Raw genomic sequence first — 18147 nt, forward strand, 5'->3', positions numbered from 1 at the left:
GACGCCGACATTTCGGCACTCAGGGAAGGAGCCTGACATGACCAAAGCCGTGATCGTATCCGCCGCCCGCACTCCGGTGGGCAGCTTTCTTGGATCATTCGCGAACACGCCCGCCCATGATCTCGGCGCCATCGTCATCAAGGCCGTGCTGGAGCGCGCCGGGGTCGATGCATCCGAGGTGTCGGAAACCATCCTCGGCCAGGTGCTGACCGCCGGCCAGGGCCAGAACCCCGCCCGTCAGGCCCATATCAAGGCCGGACTGCCGCAGGAATCGGCCGCCTGGGGGCTGAACCAGGTCTGCGGCTCGGGCCTGCGGGCGGTGGCGCTGGCGGCCCAGCAGGTGATCCTGGGCGACGCCAAGGTGGTGATCGCGGGCGGGCAGGAATCCATGTCGCTGGCCCCGCATGCCGCCTATATCCGCTCGGGCCAGAAGATGGGCGACATGAAGATGCTCGACACCATGATCCGGGACGGGCTGTGGGACGCCTTCCACGACTATCACATGGGCACCACGGCCGAAAACGTCGCCGGCAAGTGGGAGATCTCGCGCGCCCAGCAGGACGAATTCGCCGTCGCCTCGCAGAACAAGGCCGAGGCCGCGCAGAAGGCCGGCCGATTCGCCGACGAAATCGTCCCGGTGACGATCAAGACCCGCAAGGGCGAGACGGTGGTGGATGCCGACGAATACATCCGCCACGGCGCGACGCTGGACGCGATGGAGAAGCTGCGCCCCGCCTTCAGCAAGGATGGCTCGGTCACGGCGGGCAACGCCTCGGGCCTGAACGACGGCGCGGCGGCCGTGCTGGTCATGTCCGAGGACGAGGCGAGCCGCCGCGGCCTGACGCCGCTGGCGCGCATCGTCTCCTATGCGACGGCCGGCGTCGATCCGGCCATCATGGGCACCGGCCCGATCCCCGCCAGCCGCAAGGCGCTGGAAAAGGCCGGCTGGACCGTCGCCGACCTCGACCTGGTCGAGGCGAACGAGGCCTTTGCCGCCCAGGCCTGCGCGGTCAACAAGGACATGGGCTGGGACCCCTCGATCGTGAACGTGAACGGCGGCGCCATCGCCATCGGCCACCCGATCGGCGCCTCGGGCGCGCGCGTCCTGAACACCCTGCTGTTCGAGATGAAGCGCCGCGACGCCAGGAAGGGCCTGGCCACCCTGTGCATCGGCGGCGGCATGGGTGTCGCGCTCTGCGTCGAACGTCCCTGATCAATCAGGTCTTGCGCGCAACTATGTTGCGTGCAAGACATTTATTATGAAATTCTATTTTACGATGACTCTTGAGAAGGGGGGAAGGACATGACGAAAGTGGCTCTGGTGACGGGAGGGTCGCGCGGCATCGGCGCGGCCATTTCGAAGGCGCTGCAGGCGGCGGGCTTTCAGGTGGCGGCGAACTATGCCGGCAATGACGATGCGGCCCGCGCCTTCACCGAGGAGACGGGCATCAAGACCTACAAATGGTCGGTCGCCGATTACGACGCCTGCGCCGCCGGCTGCCGCCAGGTCGAGGAAGAACTGGGCCCCATCGCCGTGCTGGTCAACAACGCCGGCATCACGCGGGACGCCATGTTCCACAAGATGACCCCCCAGCAGTGGAAAGAGGTCATCGACACCAACCTGACCGGCCTGTTCAACATGACCCATGCGGTCTGGGGCGGGATGCGTGACCGCAAGTTCGGCCGGGTCATCAACATCAGCTCGATCAACGGGCAAAAGGGCCAGGCCGGCCAGGCAAACTATTCCGCCGCCAAGGCGGGCGACCTGGGCTTTACCAAGGCGCTTGCCCAGGAAGGCGCGCGCGCGGGCATCACCGTGAACGCGATCTGCCCGGGCTATATCGGCACGGAGATGGTGCGCGCCATCGACGAAAAGGTGCTGAACGAACGCATCATCCCGCAGATCCCCGTCGGCCGCCTGGGCGAGCCCGAGGAAATCGCCCGCTGCGTCGCGTTCCTGGCCGCGGACGACGCGGGCTTCATCACCGGCTCGACCATCAGCGCGAACGGCGGGCAGTTCTTCGTCTGACGCCCGGCGCCCCAAAGGCAACGGCCCGCGGAGATCCGCGGGCCGTTTCTCATTGAGAATGATGATTTCGTGTCGATGGAGTAGCCCTGGTTCAGTGAGACAGGCGCGTAATCTCTTCCTTGAGGCGCAGCTTTTCCTTTTTCATCTGCGAGATCGAAAGTTCGTCCATGCCGGGGCTGCGATGCGCCGCCTCGATCTGGTTCGACAGTGACTGATGTTTACGGCGAAGCTCCTGAACATGGGATTCAACCGACATATCGTCCTCCTCGTGGATTGATCGAACGGTTACGATAGCAACACAGAATCGTCGCAATGTCACCGAAAATCACCCCTCCCGCAGGTTGAGCGGCGCACCCTCGCGCAGGACGGCGCAGGCAGCCGGAGTCAGGTCCTCGCCATCCGACAAATGTGACGGTTTTTCATGCATGATGAAGGGGTAAAGCAAGCGCATGGGGGCGCGCGCGCCCTTGCGGGCCAGGACGATCACCCGGCCCGCCGGACGCCCTTGCCGGGCACTGACTGGCAGGATCGTGATCTGGCCCGCCCCCGCGCCCAGGGCCGACAGAATCGCCCCCAGCCGTTCCGCCCGGTGAATCAGCGTCAGCCAGCCGAAGGGCTTCAGGCGGCGCAGCCCGGCCTCGATCCATTGCGACAGGGAGGTGTCCTCGTGGCGGGCGGCGCCGCGGCCGGCGTCGGGCGCCGGGGTGCCCGCGTCGAAATAGGGCGGGTTCGCGATCACATGGTCGAAGCCCTGCCCGCGCAGGGGCCCGGGCATCCGCGCCAGATCCCCCGTCAGGACGCTGGCCGCGATGCCGTTCGCCGCCGCATTGTCGCGCGCCAGCGCCGCGTAAGGCTCCTGCAGTTCCAGCCCGGTCAGGTCCAGCCCCGGCACGCGCGCGCCCAGGCACAACAGCGCGACCCCCGCCCCGCAGCCCAGTTCCAGCACCGACTGCCCCGCTTCGGCCGGGCAGGCCGCCGCCAGCATGACCGCATCGGCGCCCGCGCGATAGCCGCCTGCCGGCTGCGCGATCCGCAGCCGCCCGCCCAGGAAGCCGTCGATTCGCGGCTCAGCCGCCATCGCCGATCCGGTTGTCGCGCAGGATGGCGCTGGCCATGAAATGATCGCGGTCCGCGACCATCAGCCGGCGCGGCAGGATGCCCAGCGATCCCTCCAGCACGCTCATGTGCTGGTCCAGCGGAAAGGCCGCAATGCCCTCGGCCTCCAGCAGGTCGGCGGCGCGGGTGATCAGCAGGGCATCGGTGGTGCGCAGGACTTCCTTCATGGCGCGGACGTTAAGCGGCGGTTGCGCCTGTGTCCATGGCGTGGCAATGGCTTGCCAGCGAAAGGGATTGGCAGATGGGCATGAACGAAAATGTTTCCAAGCCGCTCGACCGGCTTTCCAGCGAGCTTGCCGGGGATATGGATGCGGTCAACGCGTTGATCCGCGAGCGGATGGCCAGCCGCCACGCCCCGCGCATCCCCGAGGTGACGGCCCATCTGGTCGAGGCCGGCGGCAAGCGGCTGCGCCCGATGCTGGTGCTGGCGGCGGCGCGGCTGTGCGGCTATGCCGGCGAAAGCCACCTGGCGCTGGCTGCGGCGGTCGAATTCATCCACACCGCGACGCTGCTGCACGACGATGTGGTGGACGAAAGCCGCCAGCGGCGCGGCCGGCCGACGGCGAACCTTCTGTGGGACAACAAGTCCAGCGTGCTGGTCGGCGACTATCTGTTCGCGCGCAGCTTCCAGCTGATGGCGGACACCGACAGCATGCAGGTCATGCGCATCCTTGCCAATGCCAGCGCCACCATCGCCGAGGGCGAGGTGCTGCAGCTGACCGCCGCGCAGGACGTCTCGACCACCGAGGACACCTATATCCAGATCGTGCGCGGCAAGACGGCGGCGCTGTTTTCCGCCGCGACCGAGGCGGGTGCGGTCGTGGCCGGCGCCCCGCATGCCGTGCAGCGGGCGCTGTTCGACTATGGCGACGCGCTGGGCATCGCGTTTCAGATCGTGGACGACCTGCTGGATTACGGCGGCGCGACCCAGGCCATCGGCAAGAACGTCGGCGACGATTTCCGCGAACGCAAGCTGACGCTGCCGGTCATCAAGGCCATCGCCGCCGCCGATGCGGACGAGCGCGCCTTCTGGGACCGCACCATCGGCAAGGGCCAGCAGGACGAGGGCGACCTGGAGCGCGCGCTGGACATCCTGCGCAGGCAGGGCGCGCTGGACGCGGCGCGGGCCGATGCCATCGCCTGGGCCGGGCGCGCCAAGGCGGCGCTTGCGGCCGCGCCCGACCACGGGCTGCGCGCCATCCTGTCGGACCTGGCGGATTACGTCGTCTCGCGCCTGTCCTGACAGGGCGCGCGCGGAAACGCAAAAAGCCCGGCCTTGCGCCGGGCTTTTTCCTGTCTGGACGCGGATCTCAGCTGTTGTAGGCGTTTTCGCCGTGCACGGTCACGTCCAGCCCCTGGCGTTCGTCGTTCGCGGCCACGCGCAGCCCGATCACCGCCTTGACGATCATCAGCGCGACAAAGGACACGACCCCCGACCAGACCACCGCGACGACGACGCCCAGCGCCTGCGTCGCTACCTGGCCCGCGATGCTGTAGCCCTCGGCCACCGCGCCGGTCGCATAGTCGAAGACCCCCGACCCGCCCAGCGAGGGCGCGGCGAAGACGCCCGTCAGGATGGCGCCGACGATGCCGCCGATGCCGTGGATGCCGAACACGTCCAGGCTTTCGTCGATGCCCAGCCGGCCCTTCAGCGAGATCACGAACCACATGCACAGGAAGCCCGCTGCCAGGCCGATCACGATCGCACCCATCGGTCCGACGAAGCCCGCCGCGGGCGTGATCCCGACCAGACCCGCGATGGCCCCCGAGACGCCGCCCAGAAGCGAGGGGTGGCCGCGGAACAGCCATTCGCCGAAGGCCCAGGCCAGCGCGGCGGCCGAGGTGGCGACAGTGGTGTTCAGGATCGCCATGGCGGCGGTGCCGGTGGCCTCCATGTTCGAGCCCGCGTTGAAGCCGAACCAGCCGATCCACAGCAGGCAGCCGCCGAGCAGCGTGAAGGGCAGGTTGTGCGGCGCCATCAGCTCCTTGCCAAAGCCCAGGCGCGGACCCACGACCAGGGCTGCGACCAGGCCCGCGACGCCCGCGTTGATGTGGATGACGGTGCCGCCGGCAAAGTCCAGGTCGCCATGGCCGAACAGATAGCCCGCGGGCGCGTCATAGGCGCTGGGGCCGCCCCACCACCAGACCATGTGGGCCATCGGCAGGTAGCTGAAGAAGAACCAGATCACCACGAACAGCAGGATGGCCGAGAACTTCATCCGCTCGACGGTGGCGCCCACGATCAGCGCCGGCGCGATGCAGGCGAAGGCCATCTGGAAGATGACGAAGACATATTCCGGGACAAAGACGTTCTGCGTGAAGGTTTCGGCCAGGGTGCCGGTGTTCACGCCCGCAAGGAAGGCTTTGGACAGCCCGCCGATGAAGGGCGTCAGCCAGGTCGCGTCCTCGGCCGAGCCCGCCCCGGTGAAGGCCAGCGAATAGCCGAAGCAGACCCACAGCAGCGACATGATGCAGAACACGGTAAAGACCTGCATCAGCACCGACAGCATGTTCTTGGCCCGCACCAGACCGCCATAGAACAGCGCGAGCCCCGGGATGGTCATCATCATCACCAGGATGGCCGAGACCATCATCCAGGTCGTGTCGCCCTTGTCGACGATCGGCGCCACGGTTTCGGCCACGGCTGCCGCCGCCGGGGCGGGTGCCTCCTGCGCCCAGGCCGGCGCGGCCAACCCGACCAGCGTCAGGGCCAGCGCCGGGATCATGGGTGGGATCGCGGGTAATCTTTTCATGGTTCCTGCACCTTCTCTCTGCTTGCAGCAGTTCCGTGTCGCTGCCAGAAAATCCGGCGTTTTCGCGCAAGCACAAGCTTTGTGCAGGTTTTCCCCCGCCCCGCTTGCAGACAGCCCGCTTTTTCATCACGACGTCGGCGGAATGCGGCCTGCGGCGGCAGTTCACTGATCGGTCATCGCGGTTCTCAATCCCGGGGCTTTCCTGTATCCTGCGCGCCAATCAGGCCGGAGCACCCGGCTGGGCAGGATTACAGGCATGAAGAAACCCACCGGCCGGGGCCGGATCGTCGCCGACAAGCGCAATTTCGACCAACCCCAGAAAAACACGCAGAAACAGCCGGCCAAACCGACCCGCAGGCGGGCCGCGCGGCCGCCCCGGCGCGGCAATGTGCTCAGCCGGGGAATCGCCGGGATCGTCAGCCTGGTCTGGCGGGTGGTCTGGGGCTCGTTCTGGCGCCTGGGGCTGACCATGGTCGCGATCCTCGCGGCGGCCAGCTTCTATTACTACACCACCCTGCCCGAGGCTTCGGCACTGTTCGACGGCCGTGCCCGGGGTTCGGTCACCATGCTGGACGGCGACGACCAGGTCTTTGCCTGGCGTGGCGAAACATTCGGCATGGTCAGCGCCGACAAGATCGCCCCGGTGCTCAAGAACGCCGTCGTCGCGACCGAGGACAAGCGATTCTACCGCCACATCGGCGTCGACCCGCAGGGCATCGGCAGCGCCGTCAAGATCAACCTGGCCGCCGGGCGCGGCCCGCTGGAGGGCAATGGCGGCTCGACCATCACCCAGCAGGTCGCGAAGCTTCTGTGCCTGGGCGAGACCTTCGACCCGATCCGCTGGAAATCCGAGGCCGAGTACGAGGCCGAGTGCCGCAAGTCCTCGATCTGGCGCAAGGTCAAGGAAGTGCCCTATGCCCTGGCGATGGAGTTCAAGTATTCCAAGCAGGACATCCTGAACATCTACATGAACCGCTCCTACCTGGGCGCCGGCGCGCGCGGGTTCGAGGCGGCCTCGCAGCGCTATTTCGACAAGTCGGCCGCCGAGGTGACGGCGCCCGAGGCGGCGATGCTGGCGGGCCTGCTGAAAGCGCCCAGCTATTTCGCGCCGACCTCGAACCTGGAACGGGCGCAGGACCGCGCGACCGTGATCCTAGGGCTGATGCACGACCAGGGCTATCTGGACGACGCGCAATATGCGCAGGCCAAGGCCCATCCGGCCGTGCTGTCGAAGGCCGCGGCCGCCCGCGCGGGCGGCTATTTCGCCGACTGGGTGATGGAATCGGGGCCAGGCTTCCTGACCAGCGAGACGACCGAGGACGTGACCATCAAGACCACCTTCGACCAGCGCATCCAGCGCGCGGCCGAACGGGCGCTGAAGCGCGTCTTCGACGAAAAGGTCGCCAAGGGCTCGACCGCGCAGGCGGCCGTGGTCGTGATGTCGCCCGACGGTGCGGTGCGGGCGATGATCGGCGGGCGCGACAACACCGCGACCGGCACCTTCAACCGCGCGACCCAGGCCAAGCGGCAGGTCGGCTCCAGCTTCAAGCCCTTCGTCTATGCGGCGGCGCTGGACCAGGGCTACGGGCCGAACGACCGCATCCTGGACGCGCCGCTGACGATCAACGTGCGCGGCTCGGGTCCCTGGTCGCCGCAGAACTATTCACGCCGCTACATGGGCGAGGTGACGCTGACCCGCGCGCTGGCCAATTCGCTGAACACCGCGACGATCCGGCTGCAGGAAATCGCCGGGCGCGAAGCCGTGCGTCGCGTCGCCGCCGACTTCGGCTTTTCCGCCAACGAGGACATGGCCAGCGGCCCTTCGCTGGGGCTGGGGGTGTCGGAATCGACCCTGCTGAACATGACCGCCGCCTATGCCGGCATCCGCAACGGCGGCACCGCCGTGCGCCCCTACGGCCTGGTCGAGCTGCGCATCAAGGGCGACGACCAGCCGCTGATCGGCCAGTCGGGCGGCATGGGCCAGCGCGTCATCTCGCAGAAGGCCGCCGGAGAGCTGATCGGCATGATGGAGCAGGTGATCCAGCACGGCACTGGCGGGCGCGCGAAACTGGGCAACCGCCCGGCGGCGGGCAAGACCGGCACCACCAACAGCTATCGCGACGCCTGGTTCATCGGCTTCACCGGCCAGTATGTGACCGGGGTGTGGCTGGGCAACGACGACAACAAGCCGCTGAAGGGCGTGACCGGCGGCGGCCTTCCGGCCGAGATCTGGCAGGCCGTGATGGCCGAGATCCACGACGGCCTGCCGGTCGAGCCGCTGGGCAACTTCGTCTTCGACGCCTCGGGCGCGGTGCCCAGCGTGGTCAGCTCGCAGACCCCGGACGGATCGACCGACCCGCTGGCGGCGGCGCTGTCCGAGGCGCTGGGCCAGCCCCAGCCGCAGGGCACGGCGCCCCGGACCGAGGGCAGCACGCTTGCCAGCGACGGCGCCCAGCCCGGCCGGACCCTGCCCGATCCGGGCGTGCCGGGCACCACGCCCCCCACCTTCCCGGCCGAGACCTCCTCGGCCGACGGCATGGATACCGAGGTCTCGCCCGACGACCCGCTGACCCAGGCCCTGCGCGGCATCGAGGGCGTCTATCAGCAGTGACGCCCGCGCGACATGCCAAGGGCCGGCCCCGCAAGGCCGGCCCTTTTTCCGTCGTCTCGCGCCGGGCTTCAGCCGGCCTGTTGCAGGTCCGCGGTCAGCGCCGCCATGTCGCCCTTGCGCCGGGCCAGCATCGCCCCGATCTCGGCCCGCTCGGACGCCAGCATGTTCACCCCTTCGATGATGATGTTGAAATAGCGGCTTTTCCCGGACTTGTCCGAGACGTGCCACTCGACCTCCATCGGGCTGCGCCCCTTGAGATAGGCGATCGAGGTCACGGCGAAGAAGCTTTTCACCGGCCGCGCGTCGGTCACCTCGATCTTCGATCCGATGAACTCGCGGAACCGCTTGCCGTATTTGCGCCCGATATAGCCCTGGAACGCCTGCCGATAGGCCGCGAACTCGGCCGCGCCGGCCTGCCGCGCCGCCGGGCCCAGGGCGGACCGCGCGATGATGTCCACGTCGGCGTAGCGCGCGAAGATCGCCTCGAACGCCCGGTACATCTGCGCCGGCGGCTGGCCCGCGTTGATGACGGCATAGACCTCGTCCAGCGATTGCTGGACCAGCGCGCGCGCGCTCTCGGTGTTCAGCGCAAGCGCGGGGGTGGCGGCCAGGGCGCAGCCCGCGGCCATCAGCCCCAGGAACCCGCGGCGGGTCTCATTCGGCATAAGGGTCAATCTCGTCTCCTTGCTCACCCAGCTCGTGGCGGCGATGCTGGGTCCAGATCAGCCGCGTCTGGGCATAACTATCGGCGCTTTCGTGCAGGACGCTATCGACGGAGTCGCCGAACCGCGCCCGATCACCGGCTTTTGAGATGGCGCGCATCCCCAGCCCGATCAGGTATTCGTCGCGGTTCAGCACCGCATGCATCGGGTCGATGACCAGATCGACCAGCCGCCCCGCCGTGTCGCGCAGGGTCGAGGGGCCCAGCACCGGCAATTCCAGATAGGCCCCCTCGCCCACCCCCCAGACGGCAAGCGTCTGGCCGAAATCGGTGTCCAGTTCGGGCAGGGCGAAATCGGCCGTGGCCGGGTCCAGGAACCCGCCAAGACCCAGCGAGGTGTTGACCAGGAACCGCAGCCCGGTGCGGATCGCGGGCTCGGGCCGGCCCTGCAGCAGGTGGTTCACCGCCTTGCCGGGCTGCCCCAGGTTCGAACCGAAGTTCCCGATCCCCGCAAGCACCGCGCCGCCCGCCCCGGACCCGCCGCTGCCGCCCATGCCCGAGGTCAGCGGCCTGACGACATGCGCATCGAGCCCCCGGTTGAAGGCGTGCACGCGCCGGTTCGCGGGCTCCAGCGGGTCATGGATGCCCCCCGACTCGGGCGGGGCCGCGCAGGCGGTAAGGCCCGCGGTCAGGGCAAGAATGATCCAGCGCGTCAATCTTGTGATAACCTTTCGTTGCTATGCCCGGTCGGGCAACTGGCGGATTCAGGCCGGGGGGCGGGAATAGTTCCTGTTCCGGGCCGTAGCTTTGGGATATGCGCTGCAACGACTCCGGGCAAGCCCGGCGGGACGATCTGGGAAGGAAGCGGCATGGCCCTGGCGCCGATGCGACACGACGGCCGAAACGAACTGCTTCAGGCGCGCGGCAACGCCTGGCATCTCTACGCCTTTGTCGGCGTGTTCTCGTTTGCCGTGAACCTGCTGATGCTGACGGGCCCGCTGTTCATGATGCAGGTCTACGACCGCGTCCTGGCCTCGCGCTCGGTGGAAACGCTGACGGCGCTGTTCCTGCTGGTGGTGTTCCTGTTTCTGCTGATGGGCCTGCTGGACCTGGCGCGCAACCGCGTCATGGCCCGCGTCGCCGCCCGCTTCCAGGAACGGATGGAGGGGCGGGTGTTCACCGCCGCGCTGCAGGACGGCGGCGTCACCGGGTCCGAGGCGGTGGTCAAGGGCGGCATGCGCGATCTCGAGGCCGTGCAGCGCCTGATCGGCTCGCCCGTGCTGATGGCGCTGTTCGACCTGCCCTGGGCGCCCTTCTTCCTTGCGGCGGTCTTCCTGTTCCACTGGTTTTTGGGCGCGGTCGCGACAGCGGGCCTTCTGGTCCTGGTCGTGGCCACGCTGCTGAACCAGTGGATGGGCCGCGAATCGCTGCAAAAGGCCAGCATCGCCGCGCAATCGGCCGAACGCATGTCCGACCTTTACCGCGAGGAAGGCGAACTCATCGGCTCGCTCGGGATGCGGCAGGCGGCCTTCCGGCGCTGGCAGGCCGCCCGCGGCACCGCGACCGAGGCCGCGATGCAGGGCCAGGACCGCGCCACCGGCTTCACCGTCTTTTCCCGCACCTTCCGCCTGTTCCTGCAAAGCGCGCTTCTGGCCGCCGGCGCCTGGCTGGTGCTGCGCCAGGAGGTGACGCCGGGCGCGATGATCGCCTCCTCCATCCTGATGGGCCGCGCGCTCGCGCCGATCGAACAGGTTGTGGGCGGCTGGTCCATCGTCCAGCGCGCCCAGGACGGCTGGAAGCGGCTGGGCGACCTGCTGTCGCGCCGCCCGCCCAGCCCCGCCCGCACCCCCCTGCCCCGGCCCCGCGCCCAGCTCGAGGTGCGCAACCTGACCGTGGTGCCGCCGGGCCAGACCGCGCCCACCCTGCGCGGCGTCAGCTTCGACCTGGGCCCCGGCCTTGCGCTGGGTGTCATCGGCCCCTCGGGCGCGGGCAAGACCACGCTCGCCCGCGCGCTGATCGGGGCCTGGCCGGTGGCCGGCGGCTCGATCCGGCTCGACGGGGCGACGCTCGACCAATACGATCCCGACGTGCTGGGCGGCCTGGTCGGCTACCTGCCCCAGCAGGTGACGCTGTTCGACGGCACCATCGCCGAAAACATCGCCCGCCTCTCGCCCGACCCGGATCCGCAGCGGATCGTCGCCGCCGCCACCGCCGCCGCCGCGCATCGCATGATCCTGGATCTGCCGCTGGGCTATGACACGCCCGTCAGCCACAGCGGCGGCCGGCTTTCGGGCGGGCAGATCCAGCGCATCGGCCTGGCGCGCGCGCTTTACGCCGACCCCGCGATCTTTGTCCTGGACGAGCCGAACTCAAACCTCGACAACGAAGGCTCGGCGGCGCTGAACCTGGCGATCCGCACCATCAAGGCGCGCGGCGGCGCGGTCATCATCATGGCCCACCGCCCCGCCGCGATCAGCGAATGCGAACTGCTTCTGGTGATGGAACAGGGCGTGCGCCGCGCCTTCGGCCCGCGCGACGAGGTGCTGCAGTCCGTGGTGCGCAACGCCGAACAGATCGCGCGGTCCAAGGGCCAGGGCGGAGGGGTGACATGACCGACCTCAAACTCGCGCGCGCCGCCGTCGAAAAGCTGCCCCACGACCCGGCCGCGGCCCGTCCGGCGCCGCAGCCGGCGCCCCCCGCCGCCCCGCCGCCGGCGCGGCCGGAATGGTCGGCCCGGGGCGCCATCCTGCTGGGGCTCCTGTCGCTGGCCCTGCTGGTCGGCGGCTTCGGCCTCTGGTCCGTCGCCGCCCGCATCAGCGGCGCCGTGGTCGCCTCGGGCCAGGTCGAGGTCGAACAGCGCCGCCAGATCGTCCAGCATCCCGACGGCGGCGTGGTCGCCGAAATCCTCGTGCACGAGGGCGAGACCGTCGCCGCCGGACAGCCGCTGATCCGGCTGGACGGGGCGCTTCTGGGCACCGAACTCGCCATCGTCGAGGGCCAGTATTTCGAGATCCTCGCCCGCCGCGGCCGGCTCGAGGCCGAGCGCTCCGACCGCACCGAAATCGTCTTCCCCGAGGAGCTGGTCGCCGCCTCCCGCACCCATCCCGACTATCGGGCGCTGATGGCGGGCCAGCAGGACCTGTTCCGCGCCCGCATGGACACGCTGAACCAGTCGCTCGGCCAGCTCGCCAAGCAGGCCGAACAGATCGGCTCGCAGATCAAGGGCATCGACGCCCAGAACGACGCCCTGCAAAAGCAGCGCGACTTCATCGCCCAGGAACTGCGCGACCAGCGCACGCTGCTCGACAAGGGCCTGGCCCAGGCGCCCCGCGTCCTGGCCCTGGAACGCGAGGCGGCGCGCCTCGACGGGCTCCTGGGCGAAACCACCGCCAGCCGTGCCCAGGCGGAAACGCAGCTTGCCGAGATCGACCTGTCGCGGCTGGAAAAATCAGCCGCCTATCGCGAACAGGCCGAAACCGAGCTGCGTGACCTCGGCTACCGCGAACTGGAACTGGCCGAACGCCGCCGCGCGCTGACCGAACAGGTGGCCCGGCTGGAAATCCGCGCCCCGGTCGCGGGCGTGGTGCAGGAATCCCAGGTCACGACGCCGCGTTCGGTGATCCGGGCGGCGGACCCGATCCTTTACATCATCCCGCAGGACCGCCCGCTGGTGGTGGCCGCCCGCATCGCCACGATCAACATCGACGAGGTGCATCCGGGCCAGCAGGTGGTGCTGCGGTTCTCGTCCTTCTCGTCGCGCACGACGCCGGAAATCGACGGCGTGCTCAGCCGCGTCTCGGCCGACACGCTCGTCGACCAGGCGACCCATGTGCCCTATTACCGGGCCGAGGTGACGATCCCGCCCGAACAGATCGCCAAGCTCAAGGGCCTCGACCTGGTGCCCGGCATGCCGGTCGAGGTCTATGTCCAGACCGGCGAACGCAGCCCGCTGGCCTATCTGATGAAGCCGCTCAGCGACTACTTCACCCGCGCCTTCCGGGAAAACTGACGGCGGGCGACGTTCGATCCGCCCCAGGCTTCTTTCTTGTCGAAATATCCCGGGGGAACGCGCCCGCCGGGCGCGTGGGGGCAGAGCCCCCGCCACCCTCGGCCGCCTGCCACACGGGCAGGCACCAGCGCAAGCGGTCCCGGCCCGACGGCCGCCCTCAGACCCCCAGGCACCAGCGCATGACGGCCTTCTGCGCGTGCAGCCGGTTCTCGGCCTCGTCGAAGATGACCGAATTCGGCCCATCCATTACCGCGCTCGTCACCTCGTCGTCGCGATGCGCGGGCAGGCAGTGCATGAACAGCGCATCGGGCTTGGCCCGCGCCATCAGCGCCTCGTTGACCTGATAGCCGCGCAGCTGGTTGTGGCGCCGCTCGCGCGCCGACTGCGGGTCGTGCATCGACACCCAGGTGTCGGTGACCACCAGGTCCGCCCCCTCGACCGCCTTCATCGGATCGCGCTCGATGGCGACGGTCACGCCCTGCGCCCGGGCAAAGGCCACGGCCTCGGGCTCGGGGTCCAGGGTCGAAGGTCCGGTGAAGGTGAAGTCATAGCCGAACTGCCCCGCCGCATGGATCATCGAGGCGCAGACGTTGTTGCCGTCCCCCGACCACACCACCTTGCGGCCCGCGATCGGGCCGCGATGCTCCTCGAAGGTCATCACGTCGGCCATGATCTGGCAGGGATGGGTGCGGTTCGTCAGCCCGTTGATGACCGGCACGCTGGCGTATTCCGCCATCTCCAGCAGCGTCGCCTCCTCGAAGGTGCGGATCATGATCAGGTCGACATAGCGCGACAGCACCCGGGCGGTGTCGGCGATGGTCTCGCCATGGCCCAGCTGCATCTCCTTGCCCGACAGCACCATGGTCGAGCCGCCCATCTGCCGCACCCCCAGGTCGAAGCTGACCCGCGTCCGCGTCGAGGGCTTCTCGAAGATCAGCGCCACCATCCGGTTCTTCAGCGCCAGGTCCGCGTCCAGCGCGCCCCGGGGCTGGCCCGCGCGGGCGTCCTTCATCCGGCGGGCGCTGTCGATCATGCCCCGCAAGGCGGCCTTGTCGGTCAGATGGATGTCAAGGAAACTGTTCATTGTCACTGTCTTTCGATGCTTGCGGCCAGCAAGCCGCGTCGCCGGCGCAAGGTCAAGGCCCCGCGCCGGCCTTTCCGCCCCGGAAAGCCGCTATTCCAGCCGGCCGGCGGCCCGGTCCAGCCGCTGGACGGCCTCGGCGATCTCCGCGTCGGTGATGGTCAGGGGCGGCAGCAGGCGCAGCACGCCGTCGCCCGCCGGCACCGTCAGGATGTGCTCGGCATAGCCCGCCTTGACCAGGTCGGCCGGCGCCACCTTGCACTTCAGCCCCAGCATCAGCCCCTGGCCGCGCACTGACTCGAAGACCTCGGGATGGGCTGCGACCAGCGCCTCCAGCTTCTGGCGCAGCAGCCCCGCCTTGCGGTTCACCTCGGACAGGAAGGCCGGGTCGGCGACGATCTCCATCACGCGCGCGCCCACCGCGCAGGCCAGCGGGTTGCCGCCATAGGTCGAGCCATGCGTGCCCGCCGCCATGCCCGCGGCCGCGGCCTCGGTCGCCAGCACCGCGCCCAGCGGAAAGCCGCCGCCGATGCCCTTGGCCACCATCATGATGTCGGGGGTGACACCCGCCCATTCATGCGCGAACAGCTTGCCCGTCCGGCCCATGCCGGACTGCACCTCGTCCAGGATCAGCAGCGCCCCGGTCCGGTCGCACAACGCGCGCACCCGCCGCAGGTCGGCGTCGGGCAGCGGCCGGATGCCGCCCTCGCCCTGCACCGGCTCCAGCATGACGGCGGCGGTGCGCGGGCCGATCGCCGCCTCCAGCGCATCCATGTCGCCCCAGGGCAGGTGGACAAAGCCCGGCATCAGCGGCCCGAACCCCTTGACCATCTTCTCCCCGCCCGAGGCGGCGATGGCCCCGGTCGAACGGCCGTGGAACGCCCCCTCGAAGGTCAGGATCTCGCTGCGGTCCTCACCCTTCTCGGACCAGTACTTGCGCGCCATCTTGATCGCCAGCTCCGCGGCCTCGGTGCCGGAATTGGTGACGAAGACGGTGTCGGCGAAGGTATGGGCGACCAGCAGGTCGGCCAGCCGCTCCTGCTCGGGGATCTGGTACAGGTTCGAGACATGCCAGATCCGCCCCGCCTGTTCGGTCAGCGCGGCGACCAGGGCGGGGTTCGCATGGCCCAGCGCATTGACCGCGATGCCCGCGCCCAGGTCCAGGTATCGCGTGCCGTCCGTGGCGATGGCCCAGGCACCCTCGCCGCGCTCAAAGGCGATGGGCGCGCGGTTGTAGGTCGGCAGGACGTGCGAAATCATGGGATTGTCCTCGCGGAATGCCGCGGCAAGGCGGCGCAGGTTGACAGGAAGAAGGGCAGGCAGGATCGGACGTCGAACGGGTCAACGTCGGGGACGGGCAATCTGGGCGGTCCGAACGATCATGGCCGCCAGATAGCGCGAAACCGCCCCCGGCGCAAGGTTTCAGGCCTTCATGCGATAGCCGCGGTCCAGCCAGCGCCAGGCCAGCGCCAGGACCAGCGCCACGGCAAGCCCGCAGACCAGAAGCCCGCGCAGCGCCGGCGCGTCCGACACGCCCGCAAAGCCGTAGCGCGCCCCGTCGATCAGATAGAAGATCGGGTTCCAGTGCGCCAGCGTGCGGAACGGCTCGGGCAGGGCCTGCACCGAATAGAAGGTGCCCGACAGGAAGGACAGCGGCGTCACGATGAAATTGGTGATCGCGGCCATGTGGTCGAACTTCTGCGCGACGATCCCGCCCAGCAGGCCCAGCCCCCCCATCAGAAGCGCCCCCAGCACGACGAAGGCCAGCGCCCAGGCCGGATGCGCGATCCCCTGGCCGATGACCAGCGCCATGCCCAGGCCGATGGCCCCCGCCACGATCAGCGCGCGCACCAGCGCCCCCGCCAGATAGCCGGCCAGGATCTCGCCCGCCGACAGGGGCGGCATCAGCGTGTCGACGATATTCCCCTGCATCTTGGCCGAGATGATGCTCGACGAGGTGTTGGCGAAGGCGTTCTGGATCACCGTCATCATCAGGATGCCCGGCCCCAGGAAGGCCAGATAGGGCAGGCCCATGACCTCGCCCCGGTTCTGGCCCAACGCCAGGGCAAAGACCACCACGAACAGCGCCGAGGTCATCAGCGGCGCAAAGATGGTCTGCTGCCAGACGTTCATGAAGCGCATGATCTCGCGCCGCGCCAGGGTATGAAGCCCCAGCCAGTTCACGCGGCCGAACCGGCGCACGCCCATCTGGCGAAATCCTGGAATCGTCGGGTCGGGTTGCATCGGCGCTCCTTGAATTTGCGGGTTCGTGCGGGTAAATCTGGCTATCCCCATTCCCGGACCCCGGTTCTAAGGCGGGGTCCCGCGGAATTGAAGACACGAACAGATGTGCACCGGCGACCGTCGCGGTGCAGGAAAGGCAAGCCATGTCCTGGACCGACGAGCGCGTCGAGACGCTGAAACGCATGTGGGCCGAAGGTCAATCCGCCAGCCAGATCGCCAAGGAACTGGGCGGCGTGACCCGCAACGCGGTGATCGGCAAGGTCCACCGCCTGGGCCTGTCGAACCGGGCCGAGGACGAGGCCGCCCCGGCCGAGGCGGCGCCCGCTGCCCCCGTGGCCCCCGCCCCGACGGCGGCATCGGCCCAGCCCCGCCCCGAACCCAAGGCCGCGCCCCAGCCCGCCGCTGCGGCGGCCCCCGCGCCTCAGCCCGACCCCGAACCCGAGGCCGAACCCGAGGATGAGGCGCAACCCGCCGCCCCGGCCGAGCCCGCAGCCACCCAGCCGGCCGGCTTCAACCGCCGCACCATCGTGCCCGCCGGCCAGCCGCTGCCGCCGCAGCCCTCGGCCAACGAGATCAGCCCCGAGGCGCTGGCCTCGGTGCGCGAGGTCGAAAAGCGCGCCCGCAAGCTCACGCTGATGGAGCTGACCGAACGGACCTGCAAATGGCCGATCGGCGACCCGGCGACGGACAAGTTCTGGTTCTGCGGCCTGCCCTCGGCCCCCGGCAAGCCCTATTGCGAGGCGCATGTCGGCGTGGCCTTCCAGCCGATGAGCTCGCGGCGCGACCGCCGGCGCTGACCCGGGCGTGACCGCCGGACCACAGGACGCCAGACCAAGGGACGCCGCCGCCCGCCCGGTGCTGGCGGCGCTGGCCGTCCTCATCGACCACGATCCCGATCATGGGCCGCGCGTCCTCCTGGTCCAGCGCCGCAACCCGCCCGACGCCGGGCTCTGGGGCTTTCCGGGCGGCCATGTCGAACCGGGCGAGACGGCGCTGGCCGCCGCCGCCCGCGAACTCCATGAGGAAACCGGCCTGACGGCCCGCCCCCTGTGCTACATCGACAATATCGATGTGATCGAACGCGGCGCGGATGGCGCGCTGCGCTTCCATTTCCTGCTCGCGGCGGTGCTTTGCGAACCCCTGGGCCCGGACCGCGCCCCGCTCGCCGCCGACGACGCGCTCGACGCCGCCTGGGTCCCGCTGGCCGACCTGCGCGCCGGCCGCCTGCCGCTCAGCGCCCGGGTCCTCGCCACGCTCGACCGCGCGCTGGCCCGCCGCCCCTGATATTCTTTCTTGCCCAAATATCCCGGGGGGACGCGCCCGGCGGGCGCGTGGGGGCAGAGCCCCCTCTACCGCCCCCGATGCCATCCCGTCCGACACCCGGTGTACGCACCGTGTACGCGCGGTGCACGCGGGTCACCCCCCGAAACCCCATGTTTTCCCGGGCTTTCGGCCCCTTTGCCCGCGCCCCGTTGCGCGGCCAGGCCCTGCAACGCCCGCAGGACTTTCCAAGCCGCCCCATCGCGGCTAGACAGGGCGCCGACCCCTTAGGACGCAACGCATGGCCCGGCATCTCATCACCTCGGCGATCCCCTACATCAACGGGATCAAGCACCTCGGCAACCTGGTCGGCTCGCAGCTTC

General features: G+C 69.3%; 18 protein-coding genes. 9 read left to right on the plus strand and 9 right to left on the minus strand.

Annotated features, from left to right (window positions below; translation table 11 throughout):
- The first annotated feature begins 37 nt into the window (after positions 1 to 37).
- Positions 38 to 1213 (plus strand): acetyl-CoA C-acetyltransferase, encoded by a 1176-nt coding sequence (locus BU28_RS0107875; protein WP_028718987.1) that lies wholly within the window; start codon positions 38 to 40, stop codon positions 1211 to 1213.
- Positions 1214 to 1303: 90 nt separating this feature from the next.
- Positions 1304 to 2029, plus strand: coding sequence for an acetoacetyl-CoA reductase (gene phbB, locus BU28_RS0107880; RefSeq protein ID WP_028718988.1), 726 nt, complete (start codon positions 1304 to 1306; stop codon positions 2027 to 2029).
- 91 nt (positions 2030 to 2120) lie between these two features.
- On the opposite strand, the gene BU28_RS24570 is transcribed toward phbB, so the two are convergent.
- The 3 genes from BU28_RS24570 to BU28_RS0107895 all read right to left on the minus strand — a co-directional run bounded on the left by BU28_RS24570 (position 2121) and on the right by BU28_RS0107895 (position 3312).
- Complete coding sequence (locus tag BU28_RS24570; RefSeq protein ID WP_080620993.1) at positions 2121 to 2285, minus strand: YdcH family protein; 165 nt, start codon at positions 2283 to 2285, stop codon at positions 2121 to 2123.
- 69 nt (positions 2286 to 2354) lie between these two features.
- Positions 2355 to 3107 (minus strand): tRNA1(Val) (adenine(37)-N6)-methyltransferase, encoded by a 753-nt coding sequence (locus BU28_RS0107890; RefSeq protein WP_028718989.1) that lies wholly within the window; start codon positions 3105 to 3107, stop codon positions 2355 to 2357.
- Positions 3097 to 3312 carry a putative signal transducing protein gene (locus tag BU28_RS0107895; protein ID WP_028718990.1) on the minus strand — a complete coding sequence of 72 codons (216 nt, stop codon included), beginning with the start codon at positions 3310 to 3312 and terminating at the stop codon, positions 3097 to 3099. The genes BU28_RS0107890 and BU28_RS0107895 overlap by 11 nt, the downstream gene beginning before the upstream one ends.
- 74 nt (positions 3313 to 3386) lie before the next feature.
- Between BU28_RS0107895 and BU28_RS0107900 the strand changes: the two genes are divergently transcribed.
- Entirely contained in the window at positions 3387 to 4388 is a 1002-nt protein-coding gene (locus BU28_RS0107900; protein WP_028718991.1) for a polyprenyl synthetase family protein, read from the plus strand.
- A gap of 67 nt (positions 4389 to 4455) precedes the next feature.
- On the opposite strand, the gene BU28_RS0107905 is transcribed toward BU28_RS0107900, so the two are convergent.
- On the minus strand, positions 4456 to 5898 hold the full coding sequence (locus BU28_RS0107905; RefSeq protein WP_088239162.1) for an ammonium transporter: 1443 nt from the start codon (positions 5896 to 5898) through the stop codon (positions 4456 to 4458).
- Between the two features lie 256 nt (positions 5899 to 6154).
- Here BU28_RS0107905 and BU28_RS0107910 point away from each other — a divergent pair, with 256 nt between their 5' ends.
- Entirely contained in the window at positions 6155 to 8509 is a 2355-nt protein-coding gene (locus BU28_RS0107910; RefSeq protein ID WP_028718993.1) for a transglycosylase domain-containing protein, read from the plus strand.
- A 68-nt stretch (positions 8510 to 8577) separates the two neighbouring features.
- Here the strand turns inward: BU28_RS0107910 and BU28_RS0107915 are convergent, their stop codons facing one another.
- Both BU28_RS0107915 and BU28_RS0107920 read right to left on the minus strand, forming a co-directional pair.
- A complete protein-coding gene (locus tag BU28_RS0107915) occupies positions 8578 to 9174 on the minus strand; it encodes an MlaC/ttg2D family ABC transporter substrate-binding protein (RefSeq protein WP_028718994.1) in 597 nt (198 codons plus the stop codon).
- Positions 9164 to 9886, minus strand: coding sequence for an MlaA family lipoprotein (locus tag BU28_RS0107920; RefSeq protein WP_051578014.1), 723 nt, complete (start codon positions 9884 to 9886; stop codon positions 9164 to 9166). Before BU28_RS0107920 ends, BU28_RS0107915 begins: the two co-directional genes overlap by 11 nt.
- A 153-nt stretch (positions 9887 to 10039) precedes the next feature.
- On the opposite strand from BU28_RS0107920, the gene BU28_RS0107925 reads away from it, so the two are divergent.
- Both BU28_RS0107925 and BU28_RS0107930 read left to right on the plus strand, forming a co-directional pair.
- The gene (locus tag BU28_RS0107925) at positions 10040 to 11782 is read left to right on the plus strand and encodes a type I secretion system permease/ATPase (protein WP_028718996.1); all 1743 of its coding nucleotides are present in this window, start codon (positions 10040 to 10042) and stop codon (positions 11780 to 11782) included.
- Entirely contained in the window at positions 11779 to 13179 is a 1401-nt protein-coding gene (locus BU28_RS0107930) for an HlyD family type I secretion periplasmic adaptor subunit (RefSeq protein ID WP_081791311.1), read from the plus strand. Before BU28_RS0107925 ends, BU28_RS0107930 begins: the two co-directional genes overlap by 4 nt.
- Before the next feature lie 157 nt (positions 13180 to 13336).
- Here BU28_RS0107930 and argF read toward each other — a convergent pair whose 3' ends face one another.
- The 3 genes from argF to BU28_RS0107945 form a co-directional block, all read right to left on the minus strand.
- Positions 13337 to 14263, minus strand: a complete 927-nt coding sequence (gene argF, locus BU28_RS0107935; RefSeq protein ID WP_028718998.1) for an ornithine carbamoyltransferase — start codon at positions 14261 to 14263, stop codon at positions 13337 to 13339.
- A 90-nt stretch (positions 14264 to 14353) separates the two neighbouring features.
- Positions 14354 to 15520, minus strand: a complete 1167-nt coding sequence (locus BU28_RS0107940) for an aspartate aminotransferase family protein (RefSeq protein WP_028718999.1) — start codon at positions 15518 to 15520, stop codon at positions 14354 to 14356.
- A gap of 162 nt (positions 15521 to 15682) precedes the next feature.
- A complete protein-coding gene (locus tag BU28_RS0107945; RefSeq protein WP_051578022.1) occupies positions 15683 to 16504 on the minus strand; it encodes an ABC transporter permease in 822 nt (273 codons plus the stop codon).
- A gap of 143 nt (positions 16505 to 16647) precedes the next feature.
- Here BU28_RS0107945 and BU28_RS0107950 point away from each other — a divergent pair, with 143 nt between their 5' ends.
- From BU28_RS0107950 to BU28_RS26785, 3 genes are all read left to right on the plus strand, one after another.
- Entirely contained in the window at positions 16648 to 17301 is a 654-nt protein-coding gene (locus tag BU28_RS0107950; protein WP_028719001.1) for a GcrA family cell cycle regulator, read from the plus strand.
- Positions 17302 to 17308: 7 nt separating this feature from the next.
- Positions 17309 to 17788 carry an NUDIX hydrolase gene (locus tag BU28_RS0107955; RefSeq protein ID WP_028719002.1) on the plus strand — a complete coding sequence of 160 codons (480 nt, stop codon included), beginning with the start codon at positions 17309 to 17311 and terminating at the stop codon, positions 17786 to 17788.
- Positions 17789 to 18065: 277 nt separating this feature from the next.
- Positions 18066 to 18147, plus strand: an 82-nt coding sequence (locus tag BU28_RS26785) for a class I tRNA ligase family protein (protein ID WP_155992525.1), incomplete at its 3' end; no start/stop codon positions are given.

It is taken from the genome of Paracoccus yeei ATCC BAA-599, assembly GCF_000622145.1.
GTDB classification, from domain to species: domain Bacteria; phylum Pseudomonadota; class Alphaproteobacteria; order Rhodobacterales; family Rhodobacteraceae; genus Paracoccus; species Paracoccus yeei.